We start from the raw sequence: 22791 nt of genomic DNA on the forward strand, positions 1-22791 counted from the left end.
AATACAATGCAATCCCCAAGGATAGAACTATAAACATCAACAATTCATTTATACCAGCTAAGTTTAATACTCGCATTATGAGGAATAATCATTTATATAACATACTGAAGGGCGGTAAGGGAATGAAAGAAGAATTGAAGATAACAGGACACAGGCCATTTCCGCTGCCTGATAAACCCTGGGTTATGGAACAAATATGGAATGATGTTTTATTTGCTCATTGGCCAGTGCCAGCAGAAATATTGGAAAAACACATCCCTTCACAGTTAACATTAGATACATACAATGGTACAGCATGGATGGGGGTAGTACCTTTCTGGATCAGTAAAATGAGGGTGCGCGGCTTTCCGCCATTGCCGATTATGAAATCAATGAATGAATTGAATGTAAGGACTTATGTGGAATATGAGGGCATGAAAGGCGTATATTTTTTAGCCTGGATGCAGACAACTTTTTAGCCGTAACAGGGGCCAGAATGTTGTATTACCTTCCGTATATGAATGCCGAAATGCAAGTTAGTAAGTCTCAAGGACTAGTTAATTATGAAAGCAGGCGAACACACGGCCATTCAGAGAACGGCCAATTCAAAGCAAATTATAAGTCAATATCAAGCCCCTTCAACTCAAAACCCGGAACACTTGATGAATGGCTGACTGAAAGGTATTGCTTATGGGTAACAAAAGGTGAAAAGGTTTTTCGCGGGGATATTCATCATACAAAATGGCAGCTGCATGAAGCTTCTTGCACGATACATCAAAACACTTTAGCTTCATTTTTGCCCCGAATTTACTTTAAAGGCGAACCGATCTTACACTACTCTCCGGAAAAACATGCTTATTTCTGGCCTTTAATAAAGGTTTCTTCATCATAACTAAAGAGTAATCCTATTAATGATGTAACCCATTCACTACCTCATTTCTTAAAGTAAATTTCTGCAAGCAGTTTTTTTGCTTCGTTATATGAAAGCCCTGATTGACTGTTCAGCCTTTTTACTTCATCAATATCAGTTCCTGCTATAGTAAGGTTTCTCTTTTTCTCTCGGCGGTCCATTGAATCACCTCCTATTCAAAATTGTTTAAAACATTTTCAATAATTTTTACCTTTCTTGTCCATACTAAGAAAAAAGGGGGCGTTTCCTATTTTTTTCAATAAAAAAGGCCAAGATGACAAGCCGGAAGTTGTAATGCTGGATACAGAGGTGTATTCCTGCAATAGCTGCAATGGCTGGATGAGAAAAGATTTTGCCTCTTCAGATTTAAAATGCCCATTATGCGGTGATGAAACAACTGCCGAGATGCGGGAATTGCCGCAAATTTTGTGATAATTAATTTTAGAAAGACTGTTGTCACCTGATAACAGTCTTTCTTATTTAATGATCTAAAAGTCTCCATACAATTCATGAAAGGCCTGTTCTGCATCATGTTCAGACGAAAACAACGCATCATCTTCTTCTATTAAATGGAAGGATTCATTAAGGAAGAGGGCCACTGCATTAGGGTCTTTAGGATGCGGTACAATTTCTGCCGGCCTGACATTTGCAACACTTGGAGTATGAGGGTTATGATAAATAACAAAAACCTCATCACCAGATTTAACCTTTTTAGGATCGATTGTCTCCATTCCATTCACTCCTTTTATTACAGGTTTTCGTTTTGCTGTCCAATTTCTTTCGCACCTATAATAGCATTTGCCGTTTCCTGCTGTTCATGTTCATCAACTGAATCCCCAGCTGCATGTTTTAAATTTGGAAAACTGCCACCCGTTTCAATGGTTACCATCTCTTCTTTTGGTGCATATGTCAGGTATTTTTCATCGTTATCTTTCATTATTAAAACTCCTTTTGTTATAGATATTCGAGCACCTTTCTTTAAAGTTTTCTCTCCGCATAGGTCTTATATTCAACCATATTAATCCTAATTCAAATGGGCAAAGTAACTATATAGGTCTTAAATGAGGTGATAAAAATAAAAGAAAATAAGGACTTGATAACAGCTATTCAAAAAGAAGCATTCTCTTTCACCGATTCATCCGGGCTTGACCGGATTATTCAAGCAGCCGGGGAAGCGAAATTTGTTTTATTGGGGGAAGCTTCTCATGGAACATCAGAATTTTATACAGTAAGAGCAGAAATATCCAAAAGACTGATTGAACAAAAAGGGTTCAACTGTATCTCTGTTGAAGGAGACTGGCCTTCCTGCTTTACCATCAACAGGTATGTTAAGGGTTATGTGCATCTGAATCCCCTTGATGCACTCAAAAATTTTAACAGGTGGCCGACATGGATGTGGGCAAATGAGGAAATTAAAGATCTAATAACCTGGCTTAATAATCACAATCAGCTGATTGATAAACATGGCCTAAAGGCTGGTTTCTATGGCATCGATATATATAGCTTATGGGAATCGATGGATGAAATAATAAAACTTCTGGAGACAAAGGAAGCTGCAGAACTGGAAGCTGCTAAAAAAGCATTTGCCTGCTTTGAGCCTTTTCATCGGACACCTGAAAATTATGCAGTTTCTGCGGCATTTTATGGGGAAGGCTGTGAAAAAGAAGTAGCCGAACTTTTACTTAAAATAAAAAACAAGTGGGGGCATACCAGGAGCTACGAAGAAGAATCACTGAACCTTATGCTAAATAGCCTTGTTGCTGTAAATGCAGAAAACTATTATCGAGCAATGGTAAAAGGCGGGCCTGATGACTGGAATATTAGGGATCATCACATGGTAAGTGCCATAGAGGAGATCTCCAAATATTATGGAGAAGATGCCAAGGTCATCGTATGGGAACACAATACTCATATCGGAGATGCAAGAGCAACAGATATGAAAGAAGAGGGACTTGTTAACGTTGGGCAAATCCTTCGCGAGAAATATGGGGAAGATCAGGTTTTCGCACTCGGGTTTGGTACACACTCAGGCACTGTTATCGCAGCGGAACAATGGGGGAATGAGCTACAAGTTATGGAAGTACCTCCAGCACAGACAGGAAGCTGGGAGGATACGCTTCGCAAGGCTGGCCCTGGAGATAAAATTTTGTTGTTCACCGATGATAACAGGGAATTATTTAATGAATCTATCGGTCATCGAGCCATTGGAGTCGTATATAACCCTGAATATGAACAATACGGGAATTATGTGCCTACGAAAGTCTCACTCAGATATGACGGTTTCATTTATATAGAGAAAACCCGTGCCTTAAAGCCAATTAATATACCAGTAACAATATTATAATTGCAATTACAAACAAAAAGACCCACTATCTCATATTTACCCTCCATGAATTCGAGGATGTGCTTAGAGGTTACTGATCCTCATATAAACCGATTATTTCTATATAGCCAGAGATCAAAAAAAGCCTCTAATGGAGTATGTATATTTAACCTGAAAACCCCTCCGGAATATCGGAGGGGCTTATTGCTACATGTAGCTGTTTTCCAATTCATCCACTAAGGTCCCCACATAGCTTACGGCTTTGCGGATTGGATCTGGCTTGGACATATCAATGCCTGCGCTCTTAAGGAGATCGAGCGGCTTTTTCGTTCCGCCAGCTTTTAAAACATCAAGCCAGCGTTCAATGGCAGGCTGGCCTTCCTCTTGAATGCTCTGTGCCATAGCTGTGGAAGCAGTCAAACCAGCTGAATAAGTATATGGATAGAGTCCCATATAATAATGAGGCTGTCTCATCCAGGTTAAAGCCGCCTTATCATCCAGTTCAACCGTATCACCCCAGAATTCAGCAAGTGTTTCCATCTTTTGATCTGAAAGTGTTTTTGCCGTTAACGGAATCCCTTGATCAGCAAGATTATATATTCTTCGCTGATATTCTCCCTCGAGAAGGTGTGTGACAAAGTTGTGATAATAAGTTCCCAGCAGCTGAAGAATTACCCAGCGCTTCATTCTCATATCCTCAGTGCCTGCCATTAAATGCTGTCCAAGCAGCAATTCGTTAAGTGTTGAGGGAGCTTCTACAAAGTAGGTTGATGGGCGGGTATTCATTATACGCTGATATTTATTGGCCAAATAGAAATGACCCGCATGCCCAAGCTCATGAGCGAGAACAAAAGCACCGCGCATCGTGTCTGTCCATGTAATCAGGATGAATGGATGCGATCCATATGGACTTGAACAAAATGCACCTGTAGATTTCCCTACATTGTCAGCCAAATCAACCCAGCGTTCAGTCAAGCCTTTCTTCATTATATCCGTATACTCAGGTCCCATTACTTTGAGAGCCTCTAATATGACTTTTGATGCTTCTTCAAATGTTGTTTCAGGATTGAACTCCGGATCAAGAGGAGCCTTCAGGTCACAAAAAAGCATCTTATCCAATCCCAGAACTTTTCTCTTTAACTGAGCATATCTGCGCATATGGGGGGCAAGCTCTTTTTGGATAATATTCAGCTGATTGTTGTACATTTCCTCTGTAACATGCTGGGAATCCAGGAGCATTTGTGTGGCTGAACTGTACTTCCTCAGCTTAGCAAGTGTTACCTGTTTTTTCACCTCGGCAGAATAGGCAGAGGCAAATGTATTCTTATAGTTTTCCAGTGAATCTGTAAATGAGACATAGGCATTCCTTCTGATGGCAGTATCTGACGAAAACTCATAACGATCTTCGTAAAGAGCAAAAGAGTTTGGCAAATCGTTTCCTTTACTGTCTTTAAAAAAGGAAAATGGCATGTCAGCAAGTTTTGCAGCCTGATACATATTATACGGAGCTCCAAATACTTCCCCCAATGCTGCCAGGGCTTCTTCCGTCTCTGGAGAAAGCCTGTGCGTCTTCGATTTAAGAAGATCTGTCAGCTGTTTTCTGAAAGGTTCAAGGCCGCTTTCATCGTCTATGTATTTTTCAATCGTGCCTTCAGGTAAGGACATTAATTCAGAGTCAATAAACGAAAGAGCAGAGGCTGCTTTTGCTTTTAAAGATGCAAGTATGGATGAATTTGCCTGATTGCGCGGATTTGTTCCATCCTCCGACTGGCGCAAGCTAGCATACGTTCCAGCTTGAACCAAACGGATGGAGAGCTTTTCCTGAGCGGAAAGGCAGCCCAGTAATATTTGCGGGCCTTCATGGAGCTTTCCCTTGTACTGCTCAAAAACAGCAAGGTCTTCATCTATACTTCTCACTTCTTTATGCCAATCTTCCTCTAAAGCAAATAAATCCTCCACTTTCCATGTACGATCTTCCGGTACTTCAACACGCTTTAATCTGGTTACTGCTGTTTGAACCATTTAGCGATCCCTCCTATTTCGATTCTCTAAATATAGAGTTTATGGAACAATTATACAGGATGGCCTTGTAAATTTATAGACTTTTCAAACATTTTAAGTTTCACTGTACTATAACATCCTGAGTTTTCTTGTTAGTGGCCATATAGCAGTAAATAAAAAAGCGGAGGGCCTGAAGCCTTCCGCTGATTGTGCTATTCCATTTTTTTTGAAAGACAGCGATCACATTCCATCAGATAAGATTCGGCCTGTTCCTTGACTGTTTGGCCGCACTCCGGACATACCTTTTTGGGAAGAGTTCTAAAAAATTCAACTGGACTTTTAATCATGAAATTTCCTCCTTTTTATAATACAGTTAATCGTGTTTTCATCTGTTGTAGTACAGTATATACCAAACAAAATTAAATGTGAAGTGGTTTGATTAAATTTTTTAAAAATTTTATCTATTATATTTATTGGTGCAAATTAAGATTTTGGATCGATTTGGACAGAGGGGATATGAATGACGAGTCCGAAGTTGATCATCATTCAGACAGAAGAAGGGGTAATCCGGAGGTATGAGTCCGAAGTCAGTAACCATTCGGACAGGAAAAGCGAAAATCGGAGGTACGAGTCCGAAGTCGGTCCCTATTCGGACAGGAAAAACGGAAATTCGGAAGTATGAGTCCGAAGTTAGTAACCATTCGGACAGAAGAAGCGGAAGGCTGGAGGTACAAGTCCGAAGTCGCCACCCATTCGGACAGAAGAAGGGGTAATCCGGATGAGCAAGTCCGTAGTTGGTCATCTTTCGGACAGGAAAAGTGGATATCCATTGGGGAGAGTCCGAAGCATGAGGTAAAGTCATCTAATAATTTCTAGCCATACAGCAAAAGGTCTATCTGTACTAATGAACTTCTGACTTTATTTCGCCGGGCCTCTTCCAAGGCTGTAATGATTGCATTACAATCATATTTAATACAGTAATAATGAGGAGGCTAACAGCCTGCGATGACTGAGATAATTGAATCTTTTAATCCAATATTAATATTTGTAGCGGTTATACTGACCATTATGGCTTCCTATACAGCATTAGATTTATTTACATTGATTAAATCATCTGAGAGAAACCAGAAGTTTTTGTTCTTAGGCGGAACTTTTTCCCTTGGAATCGGGATATGGATTATGAACTTTATTGGCATGATCGCCATCAACATAAACGCTTCAGGAAGTTATAATATTCCGCTTACCTTATTGTCCATGATTTTTGGCATTTCATTTACCGGTATGGCCTTTAATAGAGTAATCGACAGGCAGCTGAAAACAGGCAATCTATTTGCGGGAAGCTTCTTTTTAACTATGGCAGTCCTATCTATCCATGTAACAGGTATGTTTGCTGTGGGGATGAATGTGCAGTTTTCCCCCAGCATATTCCTCATTTCAGCACTGATCATTTTTGTTTCTTTTTTATTTTCACTATGGATGCTCTTTTATTCGAAAAGTCTTTCGTACTCCAGACCTATCTGGATCAAGCCCTTAAGTGCACTCATATTCACCGGAGCCATTGTGGAGGGTTATTTTCTGCTGATCCGATCGTCATCATTCTATTCAAATGGGGAAATTAGCAGGGGAGGCTCTCCGGAGACTTCTCTGATTTATCTTGTATTTTTTGCAGGGATTCTTATCCTGAGCGGGCTTATTGCTTCAAGCACTTTAATCAGCAAGAGGCTGGAAGCAAGCGACACCCATTTACATGATATTCAGGCTGCTCTTGATGAATCATCTATAGTGGCTATTACAGATCCAAAGGGCGTTATCACTTATGTGAATGATAAATTTGTTGAGATATCTAAATATGAAGAACATGAACTGCTTGGCAAAAATCACAATATCTTAAATTCGGGTTTTCATCCGCCGGAATTTTTCAAGATCTATGGAAAACAATTGGATCAGGGGAAATATGGAAAGGGGAAATACGCAATAAAGCGAAAGACGGAAGCTTTTATTGGGTTGATACTACAATTGTCCCTTTTCTCAATAAAAAGAATAAACCCTATCAGTATGTTTCCATCCGGACAGATATATCGGCATTGAAATCTGCTGCAGCCAGCCTTAAAAGTTCCCTGAAAGATGTAAACGATATTAAATTTGCGCTTGATCAGTCTTCTATTATTGCCTTTACAGATGAAAAAGGAACAATAACCAATGTAAATGAGAAGTTTTGTGAAATCTCCCAGTACAGCAGGGAAGAACTGATAGGACAGAATCATTCCATCTTAAATTCAGGACTTCATTCAAAAGAATTCTTTAAGAACTTATGGAAAACAATTGGCCAGGGAGAAGTCTGGAAAGGAGAAATACGCAATAAAGCAAAAGACGGATCTTATTACTGGGTTCATACTACGATTGTGCCGTTCCTGAATGCAAACGGAAAACCTTATCAATACTTATCAATAAGAAACGATATAACTGAGAGGAAAAAACTGAAGAAGTATTGCATCAACAGGATAAACTGGCAGCAGTGGGCCAGCTTGCTGCAGGGGTTGCACATGAAATCCGCAATCCGCTCACAACCATGAAAGGATATACAGAATTCCTGAAGCTGGAAGAGACACATGAAGAGCGGCAGGAATACTTAAGCATCATTTTGGATGAAATTGACCGGGTAAATAATATAGTAGAAGATTTTATGGTTCTCGCTAAGCCGAAAGCCGCAGAACTGGAAGAAAGAGATATCATACCCATTATAAAAAATGTCGTTTCTTTTTGGAATTTGAAGCCCGAAATAGAAACGTGAAAATTGGTTTCGAATATCAACAGGATATCATTCAAATTGAATGTGACGAAAATCGGCTAAAACAAGTCTTGCTTAATTTTATCAAAAATGGAATTGAAGCGATGCCTGATGGAGGGAACATCACCGTTAGAGCTGGTATCATAAATAACCAGGTTCAAATTGCAATAAAGGATACAGGAGTAGGAATCCCGCAGGAAAAACTGAAAAATATCGGAGAACCTTTTTTACAACCAAAAATGGGAACGGCTTAGGCCTGATGGTCAGCTTTAAAATTATCGAAAGCCATAACGGAAAAGTATTTATCGAGAGTGAATTAAATAAAGGTACAACATTCAATATTGTTCTGCCTGCGAAATCTGCATAGCCAATCCCAAAAGGATTGGCTTTTTTGTTAGAAAATAATTCCTGTCCTGTTTAATAATTGATTTTCCAATATATAGGAAAAATATCATAACATTGGAGAGATTCCCATGATATCAAGGAAAAACATGAATTTGGCTTTATAGTGCCCTTTTCTCTGAAATATGTTTGTTATCGTTCTGTTATGTGCGTAACGGGATTATTATCTGTTTGTTCTTTTTTAGTAAAGATTCCATGTTATTATTAATCCCGTTAGCTAAAAACGAGCTATACGGGAGGTTTTAACAACATGAAAAAATCAATTTTATCTTTTGTAGCTGCTGCGGCAATCACCGGAACAGCAGGTGCTAATGTACAAGCAGAAGAAGTGACAGTCAAAAAAGGCGATACTCTTTGGGATTTTTCCCAAACATATAATACACCAGTTGATATGATAAAAGAATGGAATGGGTTGTCTTCTCATATCATCCATCCAGAAGATGTACTTAATGTATATCCGGAAAAGAAATACATAGTATCAAAAGGCGATACTCTTTGGGATATAGCAAGAGAACATAACGTCACAGCAGAGGCAATCAAAGAATGGAACAACTTAAGCTCTGATTTAATTCTGCCTGACAATGAATTAATCCTTTACCCGAATGCTAAAGCTGTTAACGCTGCAGTTGCTGAGGCTCCATCAACATCAGCTAAACCTGCAAAAACGGTTTCAGCTCCTGTGCAAAAGTCTGAACAGACTGTAGCAAAAGAAACACAGCCAGCTGAAAAAGCTGCACAGCCGGCGCCAGAAGCAAAGCCACAAGCAAAGTCAAATCCAGAACCAGAGCCTGCGAAACCTGCTGCGGAAGCTAAGCCTGCAACAGAGCCGGCCAAGGCTGAAGCGGAATCCAAGCCTGCTGCCGAAGCTGAAGCAGAAGCACCCGCTGAAACTGCAAATAATGAAACAGCTCAAAATGTGCTGAATATGGAAGCAACAGCCTACACAGCCGATTGTGAAGGCTGCTCAGGAATTACTGCTACAGGAATCAATTTAAAAGAGAATCCGGATCAAAAAGTAATCTCTGTGGATCCTAATGTGATACCACTGGGAACTAAAGTCCATGTTGAAGGTTATGGTAATGCTGTAGCAGGTGATACTGGCGGAGCCATTAAAGGCAACAAGATCGATATCTTCATGCCATCTCAGGAAGACGCAATCAATTTCGGCAGAAAAACAGTTAAAGTTACAATTCTAGATTAATACTAGAAAAGAAGGCACCTTTTTGGGTGCCTTCTTCAGACTGTCGACAAACTCGATGAAAATCGTGCTTGTCTGCAGTCTTTTTTATTTTAAAATAGAAGTAATACAATGCTTGAGGTGATTTAAATGCTTTCAAAACATAATCCAATTCAACGGGATCAAATTGAAATGGTTGCTTTAGACGAACTTGTACCGGCGGACCATTTGGTCCGCAAAATTGAAGCGGCGATTAATTTCTCATTCATCTATGACTTGGTAAAAGATAAGTATTCAGAAAAAGGCCGCCCAAGTATTGACCCTGTAATATTAATTAAACTCACATTTATTCAATATACCTTCGGTATTCGCTCCATGCGTCAAACAATTGAAGAATTGAAAACGAATATGGCTTATCGATGGTTTTTAGGATATGGCTTTCACGATAAAGTTCCTCACTTCTCAACTTTCGGTAAAAATTATGAGCGCCGATTTAAAGACACCGATCTCTTTGAACAAATATTTTACCGAATCTTAAAAACCGCAGCTGAAAAGAATTTAATTAGTGCTGAACACGTTTTTGTAGATTCTACTCATGTAAAAGCGAGTGCAAATAAACGCAAATTTGAAAAGAAAGTTGTTCGAAAAGAAACCCGTGCTTATCAAGAACGCCTTCAAGAGGAGATTAACCAAGACCGCGAGGATCATGGAAAAAGCCGTTTCCACCTGATAAGTTTGATAAAGAAGAATACAAAGAAATCAAGGAAAGTACAACAGATCCAGAGAGTGGCTACTATGTAAAAGATGAGCGTACAAAACAGTTCGCTTATTCTTTCCATGCGGCTGCAGACCGCAACGGCTTCGTGTTAGGCGCAATTGTAACCCCTGGTAACACGCATGATAGTCATATTTTAGAGCCATTGGTAGAACAAGTCATTGAGAAAGTTAGTAAACCAAAAGCTGTTGCGGCAGACGCAGCCTATAAAACACCTGCTATCACGAGCTACTTATTGAAAAACGACATCACACCTGCTTTACCTTACACACGACCTCGCACAAAAGAGGGTTTCTTCAGAAAACATGAGTATGTTTATGATGAGCATTTTGACTGTTACATTTGCCCAACTGGTGAGATATTAAAATATACTACAACTACAAAGGAAGGCTATCGTCAATATAAATCAGATCCTCGAATTTGTGCTGGATGCCCTTTCTTGTCTCAATGCACACAGAGTCAAGCACATCAAAAACTGATTCAACGTCATGTGTGGGAGGAACATGTGGAAGAAGCAGATCATCTTCGCCACCATCAAGACGTCAAACCGATCTATGAAAAACGCAAAGAAACAATTGAACGAGTATTCGCAGATGCAAAAGAAAAGCATGGCATGCGTTGGACAACCCTCAGGGGACTTAAAAAAATGTCGATGCAGGCGATGCTTACTTTCGCTGCCATGAATTTGAAGAAAATGGCCAACTGGACTTGGCAAGGTCCAGAAATGGCCTAAATGATAACCTCGGAGAGGTCTGCAATTCTCTGTAACTACTTGAAGTCCTACAAAAAATCAAAAAAAGAGTTCGGAATGAGACTATTCCGAACTCTTTTTGTCTACAAACTGAAGAAGGCACCTTTTTGGGTGCCTTCTTTTCTTTACTCTTTATCATTACTTCCTCTTGCTTTTTCCTCCTGATTTACAAAGAAACTATGGACTGGTTTTGCCAGCTGTTTAAAGCTTTTTTCAAATCGTTCAGAAAGGTGAGAGGCCCGCTCGTAAACAACCGATTTAAGATTGTCTAATTGCCTGCTGATTTTTTCTGTGATTGCTTCCTGGATTGCTTCCTGCCGGTTTAAGCGTTCCATTATCGACTTGCTGGCCTGTTCCTGTACACCAAGCTTCTTGTTTAATTCTTCTTTCATTTGCTCCTGTGTATTTAACTTTTTCTCAGCTTCCTCTGAAAATGCTGCAAACTGCTGCTCTAGACGTTCTATAACCTTATTATGATAAACTTCCTGTAAACCAAAGTTTTTATTTATTTCTTCTTTTATTTGCTCCTGTATTCCATAATTCTCAGCTTTTTCCTCCGAAAATGCAGAGAACTGCTGTTCTAAACGTTCCATTACTGTATTATGAAATACTTCCTGAACATCAAGCTTTTTGCTTAATTCTTCTTTCAGTTCTTCCTGAGCTTTAAAATTTGAAACAGCTTCCTCAGTAAAAGCGTCAAATTTATCAAACTTCCGGGAAAGTGCCTGAGTTGCCGCTTCCTGGAATGATACTTGTTCTAGTATCTTCTGATTTACCTGCTCTTCATTTTCAAGAGTTTCCATTATTGCTTTATTTAGTTCCTCCAGTGCAGCCAGCCTTTTATTCAAAGTATCATTTTCCTTTTCGCACTTGTTCATCATTTCCATAAAACTTATTAAAAAAGCATCCTGCTTTTCAAGCTTAGCTGTCAAATGCTCAATATGATAATTTTGTTTTCCAGCTGCTTTTTTTACAAGTTTACTCAAGTCAGAAAAGGAATCATCGAGCTGATTTTTCATATTTTCATATGTTTCGGATATACGGGTATTAACAGTTTGCTGTTCTTTCAGTACTTCCTGGAGAAAGTTCAGCCGATAAGTACCCTGATTGGAAACAGTGTCAGAATGGCTTAGATAAAGCTTAGGGTTTCCATCCGCATTTGATTGTTTGGCCATAGGAACACTCCTCAGTTTTAACTTTTATAATAGCCTATGCCAGCCCTTTTGAGAGGGATGGGCACTATCCTATAAAACCTGAACAATTCAAATTTGATGCTGATAAGCATAGTGAGCATGAGGGTCCCGATTCCACGAAATTTCGCAAATCGTACTAAAAAGTGTTGCAAAAAATTGAAAAAATAGGTAAATTATTAATTGTCAGTAAATTGGCAGGCGATGTCATGGATCTGAATACATAGGGAGTCAACCAAAACTACCTCTAAAACAAAAAGAAAGAGAGGACCATCACATGAAGAAATTATCTTTCTTGATTTCAGCAGCTGCACTGACATTAATGCTTGGAGCATGCTCAAACGAAGAGGCTTCTAAAGGGGATGAAAAGGAAGAGGCCACAGCTGAGACGACTGAGGCCGCTGATGAAGGCAAAGAAGTGCGCTCAGCTCTTTTAAGCTATCAGGGAGAAGTGACAAAGGTAATTCGAAACACAGATGCAAACTTGACCGCTGAAGGTCAGGATCCAGCTGAAGCAGCTGCAGCTTTTGAAAAGGAAGCGAAAGCCGTGTCTGTACCAGAAGAATTAACAGACTACACTAAGGATATTGAGGCGGCGGTTGATAGCCTTTCTCAATACTATGCTAAAAAAGCTGAGCTGGTAAAAGCAGGATCCCAGGATATGTCGGAAGCAGAGCCATTTAAAGAGGAATATATCAATTCAATGACTAAAGTTTTTGAAGAAGTGGAACTATCTGCTCCAGCTTTTAACAGCGTTTTCCAATAAATGCCCAGCAAACAGCCCTATTCGATTTTGAATAGGGCTGTTTGTATATATTAAGGCACATCATGCCCCATTGAACTTTGAAAAATCTCAAACCACTGATCCCTGTTAAGTTTGTAAGACAATGAACCGGCTGCACGTTCAATTCTTTCAATCTTGCCGGACCCGACAATTGGCATGATTCGGGCAGGATGATTTAAGAGCCAAGCAAATAAAACTTCATCAATATCACTTGCCCCGATTTCCTCTGCGACTTTATGTAATGCCGCTTTAAGGCGTTCCGGTTTTTCTTCAGTACCGCTGAAAATTTTCCCGCCAGCCAAAGGGGACCAGGCCATCGGTGCGATTCTTTTTTCCATGCACAGATTTAATGTGCCATCCTCATAGTTCTCCAGATGATAGGCAGAAAGTTCAATTTGATTTGTAATCAGATCCATATCAAGATATGACTGAAGCATCGTAAACTGATGGCGTTTAAAATTGGATACCCCAAAATGCTTTACCTTACCAGCAGCCTTTAAAACTGAAAATGCCTCAGCAACTTCTTCCGGATCCATAAAAGGATCAGGACGATGAATGAGCAGGGTATCTATGTAATCTGTTCTCAGATTTTGCAAAGATTTCTCAACCGAAGCAATAATATGTTTTTTTCCTGTATTGTAATGATGGGATTTATGCTCAGGGCGATTTGGTGACTGGAGTACAATCCCGCATTTCGTTACAATCTCCATTTTTTTGCGGAGCTCCGGCTTTTTCTCAAGAGCCCTTCCAAACAGGCTTTCACATGTATAGCTGCCATATATATCGGCATGATCAAATGTCGTTATTCCCAGCTCCAAACACTTTTCTATTAAGGTGATTAATTCTTCATCTGATAATTTCCATTCATCCAGTCTCCATAGACCATGTACGATTCTTGAAAACGACAGATCCTCTGCCATCTGCACTCTATCCAAAAGTATCATCTCCCAATTTTTTTCGCACTGTTATTATCTCTGAAAATGCAAAGAATACCAAGTTAAACGTTCTTCGGCATTGCAAAGGGTGCTGGATCATCATAAATTAGAGGCATAAAAATAAGAGGCAACTGTTTTGTCACCTCATTTTTATCCGCATATTTTCTGCAGCGGTTCAACCATTTGTTCATGCAGAATCATAATTTTTGATGGGTATGAACAATGCTCTCTATAAGCTGTTTGAAGTTCGTGATAAAAAGTGGTTAATTCCTCAACATTGGAAATCAATTCTTTATCAAAAACGCCTGACCGGCTGAGAAGGATATTCTCATATTTTTCAACAAGCTTTTTAGTTTTCTTTATCAATTTCCAAGCATCTTTCATACGAAAAGCATCATTTAAATGGGAATAGAATTCTATCAAGTCTTTTTGGAAAATATTCTTAAGTTCCTGGCTGAGCCTTTCAATAGGAGGAAGTTCAGCTTCCTGAAATATAAACTGCTGCAGCATAATGAAATCGGTCTTTACATTCTGTTCTTCAAATGACTGATATATCCGTAAAGTATTATAGGCGTCATACATGGGATGATGGGGTTCTCCAATAAAAGAAAGGTCATAGAAAGACAATGCTTTTTCCACTGAAGCTGCAGTCCGGGAAGCTCTTTTTGTGAAAATAGCCTGAAAATCGACATATCTTTTGGTAATCTTATCAATCGTAGCTTGGGGAAGATTATGCCTGAAAGCATCGGCTTTTAATCTTAAGATGTCACTGGTCGACCAGGAATAGAATCTTGCTTTTTTAACTCCGCCGACCCAAAAGAGAAAATCTTTAAACACCTCAGAAAAGTCATCTGCTGTTTTTAAATCAGAATCGGATATCCCCGTCAATTCTTTGCAGAATGGGCTAAGCGGCGAGTCCTGCTGCGGACGAATGAACCTGTCAAATCCAGTTACCTTACCTGTTTCAAGTTCAACTTTTACAGCACCAAGGCGAATGGCTTCCATATCTTCAAAAAGCATACCATTTTTGCTGCATAGCATTTCAAAATCAAAGAATATCAGCTGTTTTAGCTCGGCCATACGCCTTCCCCCTTTATAATATCCAGCTATCCAACAAGATATTATAAAGAATGACGGGCAAAAAAGGAAGGAACAGAATTATCCATCAAGATATTTGGCAGGAATGAAACTTTTTCCCAGTGCAATGGCAAATCGGTTTACGATTTCTTTTGAAACGTTTACACTTAAAGGGTACATAGTTTTCAGTCGCAAATATGATAGCGATTTCTCTAAAAATTATTGAACTTGAAAGGATGGATGAAGGATGGGTATTTCTTTATCGAAAGGGCAAAAAATTGATTTAACAAAAACTAACCCCGGGTTGTCTAAAGTAATAGTAGGACTCGGCTGGGATACGAATAAATATGATGGTGGCTTGGATTTCGACCTCGATGCCAGTGTGTTTTTATTAGATGCAAATGGCAAGTGTGCATCTGATAAAGATTTTATTTTCTACAACCAGCTTGAAGGCGGCGATGGCTCAGTCCTGCATACAGGTGATAACAGAACAGGTGAGGGCGATGGCGATGACGAGCAGGTTAAAGTTAACCTTAGTGCTGTTCCTGCCTCCATTGAGAAGATTTCTTTTGTCATTACGATCCATGATGGGGAAGGCCGCGGTCAAAACTTTGGTCAGGTCTCAAATGCATTTGTAAGAATCATTAATGAAGAAACAAATGAAGAATTAATCCGTTATGATTTAGGAGAAGATTTCTCCATTGAAACTGCCATTGTTGTAGGAGAATTATACCGTCATAATGGCGAATGGAAATTTTCTGCCGTGGGTTCAGGCTATCAGGGAGGACTTGCCCGTATTGCGACAGACTTCGGTTTGCAGGTAGGTTAACTTCCATTATTCCAGGCAGAGCAGCAGCTTTTCCCTGGCTTTCTCTTTAGGGTGTATTCCCCTCATATTGATGACCTGCCTAAAAAAAGGACCTGTGTTATGAAGGAGTGATGATCTTGGGTATACAATTATCAAAAGGTCAAAGAATTGATCTGACTAAAACAAATCCTGGCCTGACTAGAGCCATTATCGGGCTGGGCTGGGACACGAACAAATATAGCGGCGGTCATGATTTTGACCTTGACGCATCTGCATTTCTTGCAGATGAAACCAGTAAATGTGTAAATGACCATGATTTTATTTTCTATAATAATCTGCAGCATCCAAGCGGAGCAGTTATACATACAGGAGACAATCGTACAGGTGAAGGAGACGGAGACGATGAGCAGCTTGTTGTCGACTTTACCAAAATACCTTCACATGTTCATCGTATTGGCATAACTGTAACTATTCATGATGCAGAATTAAGGCAGCAAAATTTCGGCCAGGTTTCCAATGCATTCGTAAGATTAGTGGATGAATCCAATAATCAGGAGCTGCTGCGTTTTGATCTAGGAGAAGATTTTTCAATTGAAACAGCAGTCGTTTTCTGTGAATTATACCGCCACGGGAATGACTGGAAGTTCAATGCCATTGGCAGCGGCTTCTCAGGCGGCTTGGCAGCTCTTTGCCGCAACTATGGACTGCAGGTTTAATTTTCCTTCATGGCACCCAAATGGTTTGGGTGCCTATTTTGTTTGTCAAGTGAGAACCCTCAGCCAATGCTGATGGTTATTAATCCCATACTTAAAAAATTGCGAATGGGCAAAATAGGTGTGAGAAAAACCTTGAGAGGAAGGGATGCAGTATGTCACTTGAATGGTTTGACAGGGTAAGCGGTGAGTTGCAGGACCATCTTGAATCGATTTGCAGTAAATATGATCAGATTGGCCATATGTCGATTGACCGGGGTGCCAAGCATCCCAGAATGGAGTTTTTTATTGAAACCAGTGATAATGACAGAGAGTATTTTTGCACTCTATTCTTTGATCCGCATAATGAAGAATTCTATGTAGAAGACTTTGATTTTGAGCTGGGACATACTTCTAAAACCATGCTTTTTGATATTGAAGACATAATCGATACAGTCCACGAAAGCCTTCACGATTATATGAATGGCGAGGATGAAGATCATTTTGCATTTGAAGATGATGAAGAAATATATGTTTCAGAAGAGGAAGATTTCGACATTGACGACGAATATGACCTTGATGGCGAAGATGATATCTTTGAAGAAGTAGATGTAGAGTGGGAAACTCCTGAAGTAACTGCCTTTTTCAAGGAAGACGAAGTGGAGGTATCCTATCAGTTTGGAGTGGTCCAGGAAACCGGTGATGGAGTCCTTCGCAGGGTTAACCGCATTTGGACAGATGACGAAGAAATGATCAAAGATGAAGATCACTTTATCTTCAGCAAAGAAGAGGCAAGCACAATCATTGCCATGATCGCCAGCCACATGGATTCCCTGAGCGGGCATGAGGCTGATTATCAGTAATTATTCATACCGAAATGAACAAGTGGCTATCAAGAATTCTTGAAGCCACTTGTTTTTGTCATCAGCAGAAAAAGAAAAAACTCGTTCACCCTTCAGCCAGCACCGAATCACTCCCCTAATAAAAATCTTTTAAAATTTTACAATTGACTGTATTTCTCTGTTGGTACTAATCAGGCTTGACTCCCCCATAAACTGATTAAAAGCAGGTGAAAAGAGGTGCATCATGGGGATTCATATCGTTCAGGCAGGCGATAGCCTTTGGGCCATTTCTCAAAAGTATAATGTTCCTACCCTGGATATAAGAACGGCTAATGGCCTTGAGAACGGACCTGGTATCATCCCTGGTTTAGCGCTGTACATTCCTGAAAGCGGACCAGTTATCAGGTCTTATCTGGTAAAGCCGGGAGATACATTATGGAGCATTTCCCAGCGTTTTCAAACTACAATTAATCTTATCCTGTCAGCAAACCCGGAAATAAGGCCGGAGGGTCTATATATCGGGCAGAAGTTAAATATTCCATCACCAAGCAGATTAGTCATGAAAACATTAGGGTTCATAGTCCCGTATTCTCCTGATACTTTTTTACCCGCTTTCAGGGAAACAGCAAAGAACTTAACCTACATCGCCATTTCTGCCTATTCTTTAACAAGGGAAGGTTACGCATATATTGAACTTGACGATTCAGCCATATTGGCAGAAAGCCGCCGGCTGGATGTCATTCCGCTGCTGATGATCAGAAATCTTGCACAAGGTGAATTTAATGCAGAACTGATTGGCGGGGTGCTTGAAAGTCCGGCAAATAGGAGGAACTTAATCTTAAGCCTGATGAATTTTGTCACTCAAAAAGGTTATGGAGGCATCAGCCTGGATTTTGAATTTATCCCGCCGCCAAGGCGCCAGGATTTCAATTCATTCATTAGAGAATTAAAAAATGCCTTAGGTCCAAAAGTGCTTCATGTCAATGTACATGCTAAGACAGAAGATCTCCCGGCAAACCGGATAATAGGGGCATATGATTATAAAGCAATTGGGGAGGGCGCCGATATTGTTGCAGTCATGACCATGGACTATGGTTATCCCACTGGTCCTCCTAATCCCGTCGCTCCACTATGGTGGGTTGAAGAAGTCATTCAATATTCGATCACCCAGATTGACCCGAAAAAACTGCAAATAGCTTTGCCGTTATATGGATATGACTGGAGAACTGCGGATAATCTAACCCGCTCATTTTCCATGCAAGCCATTCAGAATTTAGCACTAAGCAGAGGAGCAGTTATTCAATTCGATGCTTATGCAGCATCCCCATGGTTCCGATATTGGAACGGAGAAGAAGAACATGTAGTCTGGTTTGAAGATATCCGCAGCATTACTGAAAAATATAAATTAATTGACCAGTATAATCTTTTAGGGATGACATACTGGCAATTAAGCTTGCGATTTCCTCAGAACTGGGCATTTGCGGATAAAAATTTTACTATTCTATAGCCCTTTTTAAAGAAGCTCCTTCATTTCTTCTTCAAAATAAAACATTTTTGGTTTTTCTTTAATCGTATATGTGTATTTCTTCATTTTCGCCACATAACAGGTTTTGTTGATCGTAACTTTCTCTCCCGTGTCAATCAGAATAACAATATCATTATGCTCAAACTTATTTCTGCGCTTCACACTGATCCCTCTTTCTTTACACATATAAAGTGTTATTAACACATTATCTCATACTTTTGTGGAATTAACCCTATTGATGTTAATGGAATCATTCAGGTTCCATTATTTTTTTTGCATATCGCCAAGTAAATGATATATTAGTCTAATTGAATACCATAGTGAACAAAGGAAGATACAAAATGACATCAACACTTGGCTTTATAAGAGAGTGGCAAAAAGCCATCCAGGCTGAGATCTTACATTTAAAAAAATATGGGAGTTCCCGCTACTTAATAATAAATGGACGGCAGCTTTCAAAATCAGATGCATATACCTATTTTTTTGATACACTTTCTGCCATTAAAATTCCAACTGGATCGTCCATAAAAATCGAATGGGGAAGAAAGAGAGTGGAAGGAAGAGTCCTATCTGCGGAAGGAAATAATGTCATAGTGGCATTAGAAGAGGATATTGGAATCGAGCTATCGGAAGCATATTTGCTTCATGATCCCTGGGAGCTATTGGATCAGCTTTTTCAGCGCTTAGAGGACATAAAAGACAGTAAAAGAAAAAGAAATAGGATAAAAAAATTGATGAATCCTTCCATGCCACCAAAGCACCCTGCCGATAAGGTAAAGACTGGTGCCCATGAATTGATTTTGCGTTCTAAGTACAATCCAGCCACTTATGTCTGGGGACCGCCAGGCACAGGAAAAACCTATACACTGGCACGTGTGGCCGCTAACAAATACTTTAAAGGACAAAGTGTTCTCATTCTGGCCCACTCAAATCAGGCAATAGATGTCCTAATGGCAGAAATTTCATCCTTTGCATCATGCAAACGAAAAATTCCTGATGGAGATCTGCTTCGTTACGGGTCACAAGTCGGTCCAGCACTATTCGATCATCATTCATTAACAGCCGAATATCTTTTAAATAAGCAGCATACAAATCTCTCGGAGCAAAAAGCTGCTCTATTTGAGGAACGCCGCCTGCTTAAACAGGATTTATCCCGATCCTTCAGCAAGAGAGATTCCGACCATCTTATTGAAATAGAAAAGAAGCTATCTGGAGTACTTGAAAAGATCAGGCAAAAAGAAATAGAGTTTGTAAAAAATGCTTCTATTATTGGAACAACACTGGCAAAAGCCGCAAGTGATCCGTCAATTTACGAGAAAAATTTTGATTTAGTCATCATCGATGAAGCCAGCATGGCTTATGTTCCACAGGCTGCCTTTGCAGCTTCACTTGGCAAAAGAGTCATCATTTGCGGGGATTTCAAACAGCTTCCTCCTATTGCTGCATCAAGACATAAATTGTCCGAAAAATGGCTAAGGGAGGATATCTTTCATCACTCTGGCGTGTCAGACGCAGTTAAGGATGGACACTTGCATCCGCACCTTTTTCTATTAAAAGAGCAGCGCCGTATGCACCCGGACATTTCAGCATTTTCGAATAAACATATCTATCATTCTCTTGTTGGTGACCATCCGGATGTTTTGGCTGCAAGAGCTGATATCGCTGCCTGCACGCCTTTTCCCGCCAAAGCCTCGATCCTGCTCAATACAGCCGGATCAGGTGAATATGGCATGAAAGATGGCAGTTCGAATTCAAGAATCAATTTATGGGATCTTTTGCTGGGATTTCAGTTAATACATGAAGCTTATACAGGAGGAAGCAGGTCCATAGGTTATGTCACCCCGTATCGGGCACAGGCATTATTAATGGAACAGCTTCTGGGTGAGCTATACGAGCAGGAAAGGTCTGCAGCTGATATTATCGCTGCAACAGTTCACCGTTTTCAGGGAAGTGAACGGGATGTCATGATTTTTGACTCTGTAGATGCTCCGACCCATGAGAGAGCTGGAATGCTATTAATCGGGAAAGAAAGCGAAAGATTATTGAATGTTGCCATAACTAGAACCAAGGGGAAATTTATTCATATTTGCGATTTGGAATTTATACACAACAACGTATTTAAAAACAAAACGTGGCGGAAGCTGGCAGACCACCAGCTGCACAATGGACAGGCCATTCATCCTGATCAGATTGGCAGATGGATCAAAAATCAGCATCCACGCCTCCAATGGGTGCATGCAAGAAAGCTGGAAAAAGTGTTTGAGGATATTTCTAAAGCTAAAAAGGAGATTATTATTTCCCTGCCTGATGGCAAGGAACTGGGGAATGAGTGGGGTCAGGCACTTTCAGGGAGGCCTCCGCAAACGAAGCTTACCATGCTTGCCGAGCATTCTATCCCTTCCGCTGCTCCTGATGAAATATTGCCAAACGGCATTCCATTTCCCTGCGTCATAATTGACGGACATATTTTGTGGCTGGGCATGCCGGCAGAGAGCCATAATAGCGCACGGCCCCCATATGTAGCTGCAAGGCTTCAATCAACAGCTGTATGCTCGTATCTTACATCTCAATTAAAATAAAAAAGACGCCCCAGAGAGGCGTCTTTTTATACGTATTGCGGCGACCCGACTGCACTCCACATAGTGCATTGCCAGTTAGGCTTGTCAGTCGTCTTATGCAATTAGCTCATCGCTTTACTAATATAGCATTATTCTATAAAAGAAACAAGAGTTTTTTGTGCTCTTCCGTTGCATTCCTTTCATTGTTCAATCAAAATATACCTAAAATACATTGATTAGGGTTGTGATCATATGAATATGAAACCATTAAAAGGCCAGCATCATGTCTCTGCCATAACAGCCAATGCTCAGAAGAACTATGAATTTTTCACCAGAATCCTTGGAATGCGGCTTGTTAAGAAGACAGTAAACCAGGATGATACCACGATGTATCATTTATTTTATGCGGATGAAAGGGGTAACCCTGGCACTGACTTAACGTTTTTTGAAATCAAAAATGCTGGCCGCACTTACAGGGGGACTGACAGTATAACTTGTACATTTCTGCGTGTGCCATCTGATGAATCGCTTCTTTATTGGAAAAAGAGACTATCAGAACAAGAAGTTTTACATGGAGAAATAAGAGAAGCAAACGGAAAGAAGATGCTGTTCTTTGAAGATTTCGAAGGGCAGCGTTTGGCCCTGATTTCCGATCAAAATAATAAAGGAGTAAAAGGCGGGAAGCCATGGGATCGAGCTGCTGTTCCTCCAAACCACGGTATAATCGGGCTTGGACCCGTAATGCTCACCGTCTCTGAACTCGGACCCACCGCAAATCTGCTTACAGAAGTAATGGAATATCGGAGAATAGGAGAATATTCTTTGGATGAAGATACTGTAGTTGTATTTGAAACCGGTGAAGGAGGAAACGGGGCAGAAATTCATATTAAAGAAAGCCATGACTTGCCCAAGCAGCGTCCAGGCCGCGGAAGTGTCCACCATGTTGCTTTTCGGGTGGAAAATGAAGATGAATTAAGAAACTGGGTACGAAAACTGAAAGAATTACGGATTGCAAGCTCCGGTTTTGTGGAGAGGTATTATTTCAAATCTTTATATTTCCGGGAACCAAACGGTATTCTTTTTGAACTGGCAACAGACGGACCTGGATTCGAAGCAGATGAACCTTTCGAGCAATTGGGAGAAAAGCTGGCACTACCCCCATATATTGAAGACAGCCGGGAGGAAATCGAGGCAAAGATTACACCACTGGACACGAAAAGTGAATAGAATAGTGTTTAGGGATGAACAAAAGTGTTCGTCCCTTCCTTTTGAAG

General features: G+C 40.2%; 21 protein-coding genes and 5 pseudogenes. 17 read left to right on the forward strand and 9 right to left on the reverse strand.

Annotation, left to right across the window (positions count from 1 at the left end):
• Positions 1-185: 185 nt before the first annotated feature.
• A pseudogene (locus M5V91_RS08635) lies at positions 186-871 on the forward strand (YqjF family protein).
• 41 nt (positions 872-912) lie between these two features.
• On the opposite strand, the gene M5V91_RS08640 reads toward M5V91_RS08635, so the two are convergent.
• On the reverse strand, positions 913-1050 hold the full coding sequence (locus M5V91_RS08640; RefSeq protein WP_019379869.1) for a hypothetical protein: 138 nt from the start codon (positions 1048-1050) through the stop codon (positions 913-915).
• 133 nt (positions 1051-1183) lie between these two features.
• On the opposite strand from M5V91_RS08640, the gene M5V91_RS08645 reads away from it, so the two are divergent.
• The gene (locus tag M5V91_RS08645; protein ID WP_019379870.1) at positions 1184-1321 is read left to right on the forward strand and encodes a cold-inducible protein YdjO-related protein; all 138 of its coding nucleotides are present in this window, start codon (positions 1184-1186) and stop codon (positions 1319-1321) included.
• Positions 1322-1377: 56 nt separating this feature from the next.
• On the opposite strand, the gene M5V91_RS08650 is transcribed toward M5V91_RS08645, so the two are convergent.
• Together M5V91_RS08650 and M5V91_RS08655 are read right to left on the reverse strand one after the other, a co-directional pair.
• On the reverse strand, positions 1378-1620 hold the full coding sequence (locus M5V91_RS08650) for a transcriptional regulator SplA domain-containing protein (protein ID WP_009334586.1): 243 nt from the start codon (positions 1618-1620) through the stop codon (positions 1378-1380).
• 17 nt (positions 1621-1637) lie between these two features.
• A complete protein-coding gene (locus M5V91_RS08655; RefSeq protein WP_019379871.1) occupies positions 1638-1826 on the reverse strand; it encodes a hypothetical protein in 189 nt (62 codons plus the stop codon).
• 129 nt (positions 1827-1955) lie between these two features.
• Between M5V91_RS08655 and M5V91_RS08660 the strand changes: the two genes are divergently transcribed.
• Positions 1956-3233 carry an erythromycin esterase family protein gene (locus M5V91_RS08660; protein ID WP_251175644.1) on the forward strand — a complete coding sequence of 426 codons (1278 nt, stop codon included), beginning with the start codon at positions 1956-1958 and terminating at the stop codon, positions 3231-3233.
• A 186-nt stretch (positions 3234-3419) separates the two neighbouring features.
• Here M5V91_RS08660 and pepF read toward each other — a convergent pair whose 3' ends face one another.
• Both pepF and yhfH read right to left on the reverse strand, forming a co-directional pair.
• A complete protein-coding gene (gene pepF, locus M5V91_RS08665) occupies positions 3420-5234 on the reverse strand; it encodes an oligoendopeptidase F (protein ID WP_251175645.1) in 1815 nt (604 codons plus the stop codon).
• A gap of 191 nt (positions 5235-5425) precedes the next feature.
• Positions 5426-5560 (reverse strand): protein YhfH, encoded by a 135-nt coding sequence (gene yhfH, locus M5V91_RS08670; RefSeq protein WP_009334590.1) that lies wholly within the window; start codon positions 5558-5560, stop codon positions 5426-5428.
• A 228-nt stretch (positions 5561-5788) separates the two neighbouring features.
• Here yhfH and M5V91_RS08675 point away from each other — a divergent pair, with 228 nt between their 5' ends.
• The 7 genes and pseudogenes from M5V91_RS08675 to M5V91_RS08690 all read left to right on the forward strand — a co-directional run bounded on the left by M5V91_RS08675 (position 5789) and on the right by M5V91_RS08690 (position 11088).
• The gene (locus M5V91_RS08675) at positions 5789-5986 is read left to right on the forward strand and encodes a hypothetical protein (RefSeq protein ID WP_284522010.1); all 198 of its coding nucleotides are present in this window, start codon (positions 5789-5791) and stop codon (positions 5984-5986) included.
• 421 nt (positions 5987-6407) lie between these two features.
• Positions 6408-6488 (forward strand): annotated as a pseudogene (locus tag M5V91_RS30915) (hypothetical protein); the annotation flags it as partial.
• A 435-nt stretch (positions 6489-6923) separates the two neighbouring features.
• Positions 6924-7699, forward strand: a pseudogene (locus M5V91_RS30920) (PAS domain-containing protein); the annotation flags it as partial.
• Positions 7700-7728: 29 nt separating this feature from the next.
• Positions 7729-8004 (forward strand): histidine kinase dimerization/phospho-acceptor domain-containing protein, encoded by a 276-nt coding sequence (locus tag M5V91_RS30925; RefSeq protein WP_439649964.1) that lies wholly within the window; start codon positions 7729-7731, stop codon positions 8002-8004.
• A gap of 101 nt (positions 8005-8105) precedes the next feature.
• Positions 8106-8368, forward strand: a pseudogene (locus M5V91_RS30930) (ATP-binding protein).
• Positions 8369-8653: 285 nt separating this feature from the next.
• Positions 8654-9604, forward strand: coding sequence for a LysM peptidoglycan-binding and 3D domain-containing protein (locus M5V91_RS08685; protein ID WP_009334592.1), 951 nt, complete (start codon positions 8654-8656; stop codon positions 9602-9604).
• Between the two features lie 126 nt (positions 9605-9730).
• A pseudogene (locus M5V91_RS08690) lies at positions 9731-11088 on the forward strand (IS1182 family transposase).
• A 143-nt stretch (positions 11089-11231) separates the two neighbouring features.
• Here M5V91_RS08690 and M5V91_RS08695 read toward each other — a convergent pair.
• Positions 11232-12281 (reverse strand): coiled-coil domain-containing protein, encoded by a 1050-nt coding sequence (locus M5V91_RS08695; protein ID WP_284522011.1) that lies wholly within the window; start codon positions 12279-12281, stop codon positions 11232-11234.
• 292 nt (positions 12282-12573) lie between these two features.
• Here M5V91_RS08695 and M5V91_RS08700 point away from each other — a divergent pair, with 292 nt between their 5' ends.
• Complete coding sequence (locus tag M5V91_RS08700; protein WP_019379879.1) at positions 12574-13062, forward strand: hypothetical protein; 489 nt, start codon at positions 12574-12576, stop codon at positions 13060-13062.
• A gap of 50 nt (positions 13063-13112) precedes the next feature.
• Here the strand turns inward: M5V91_RS08700 and M5V91_RS08705 are convergent, their stop codons facing one another.
• The gene (locus M5V91_RS08705) at positions 13113-14015 is read right to left on the reverse strand and encodes an aldo/keto reductase (RefSeq protein WP_251175494.1); all 903 of its coding nucleotides are present in this window, start codon (positions 14013-14015) and stop codon (positions 13113-13115) included.
• A gap of 150 nt (positions 14016-14165) precedes the next feature.
• Positions 14166-15095: a 3'-5' exonuclease gene (locus tag M5V91_RS08710; RefSeq protein ID WP_251175495.1), complete on the reverse strand. Its 930-nt coding sequence runs from the start codon at positions 15093-15095 to the stop codon at positions 14166-14168.
• 244 nt (positions 15096-15339) lie between these two features.
• Here M5V91_RS08710 and M5V91_RS08715 point away from each other — a divergent pair, with 244 nt between their 5' ends.
• The 4 genes from M5V91_RS08715 (at position 15340) to M5V91_RS08730 (ending at position 18941) form a co-directional block, all read left to right on the forward strand.
• On the forward strand, positions 15340-15921 hold the full coding sequence (locus tag M5V91_RS08715) for a TerD family protein (protein ID WP_009334597.1): 582 nt from the start codon (positions 15340-15342) through the stop codon (positions 15919-15921).
• A gap of 116 nt (positions 15922-16037) precedes the next feature.
• Complete coding sequence (locus M5V91_RS08720) at positions 16038-16616, forward strand: TerD family protein (RefSeq protein ID WP_009334598.1); 579 nt, start codon at positions 16038-16040, stop codon at positions 16614-16616.
• Between the two features lie 152 nt (positions 16617-16768).
• Positions 16769-17455: a hypothetical protein gene (locus M5V91_RS08725; RefSeq protein ID WP_009334599.1), complete on the forward strand. Its 687-nt coding sequence runs from the start codon at positions 16769-16771 to the stop codon at positions 17453-17455.
• Positions 17456-17678: 223 nt separating this feature from the next.
• The gene (locus tag M5V91_RS08730) at positions 17679-18941 is read left to right on the forward strand and encodes a glycoside hydrolase family 18 protein (RefSeq protein ID WP_019379881.1); all 1263 of its coding nucleotides are present in this window, start codon (positions 17679-17681) and stop codon (positions 18939-18941) included.
• 6 nt (positions 18942-18947) lie between these two features.
• Here M5V91_RS08730 and M5V91_RS08735 read toward each other — a convergent pair whose 3' ends face one another.
• Complete coding sequence (locus M5V91_RS08735) at positions 18948-19121, reverse strand: hypothetical protein (RefSeq protein WP_019379882.1); 174 nt, start codon at positions 19119-19121, stop codon at positions 18948-18950.
• A gap of 179 nt (positions 19122-19300) precedes the next feature.
• Between M5V91_RS08735 and M5V91_RS08740 the strand changes: the two genes are divergently transcribed.
• Both M5V91_RS08740 and M5V91_RS08745 read left to right on the forward strand, forming a co-directional pair.
• On the forward strand, positions 19301-21538 hold the full coding sequence (locus tag M5V91_RS08740; protein WP_251175496.1) for an AAA domain-containing protein: 2238 nt from the start codon (positions 19301-19303) through the stop codon (positions 21536-21538).
• Positions 21539-21769: 231 nt separating this feature from the next.
• Positions 21770-22744 (forward strand): ring-cleaving dioxygenase, encoded by a 975-nt coding sequence (locus M5V91_RS08745; protein ID WP_019379884.1) that lies wholly within the window; start codon positions 21770-21772, stop codon positions 22742-22744.
• Positions 22745-22791: the final 47 nt, after the last annotated feature.

Source organism: Cytobacillus pseudoceanisediminis (assembly GCF_023516215.1).
Taxonomy (GTDB): Bacteria; Bacillota; Bacilli; order Bacillales; family Cytobacillaceae; genus Cytobacillus; species Cytobacillus pseudoceanisediminis.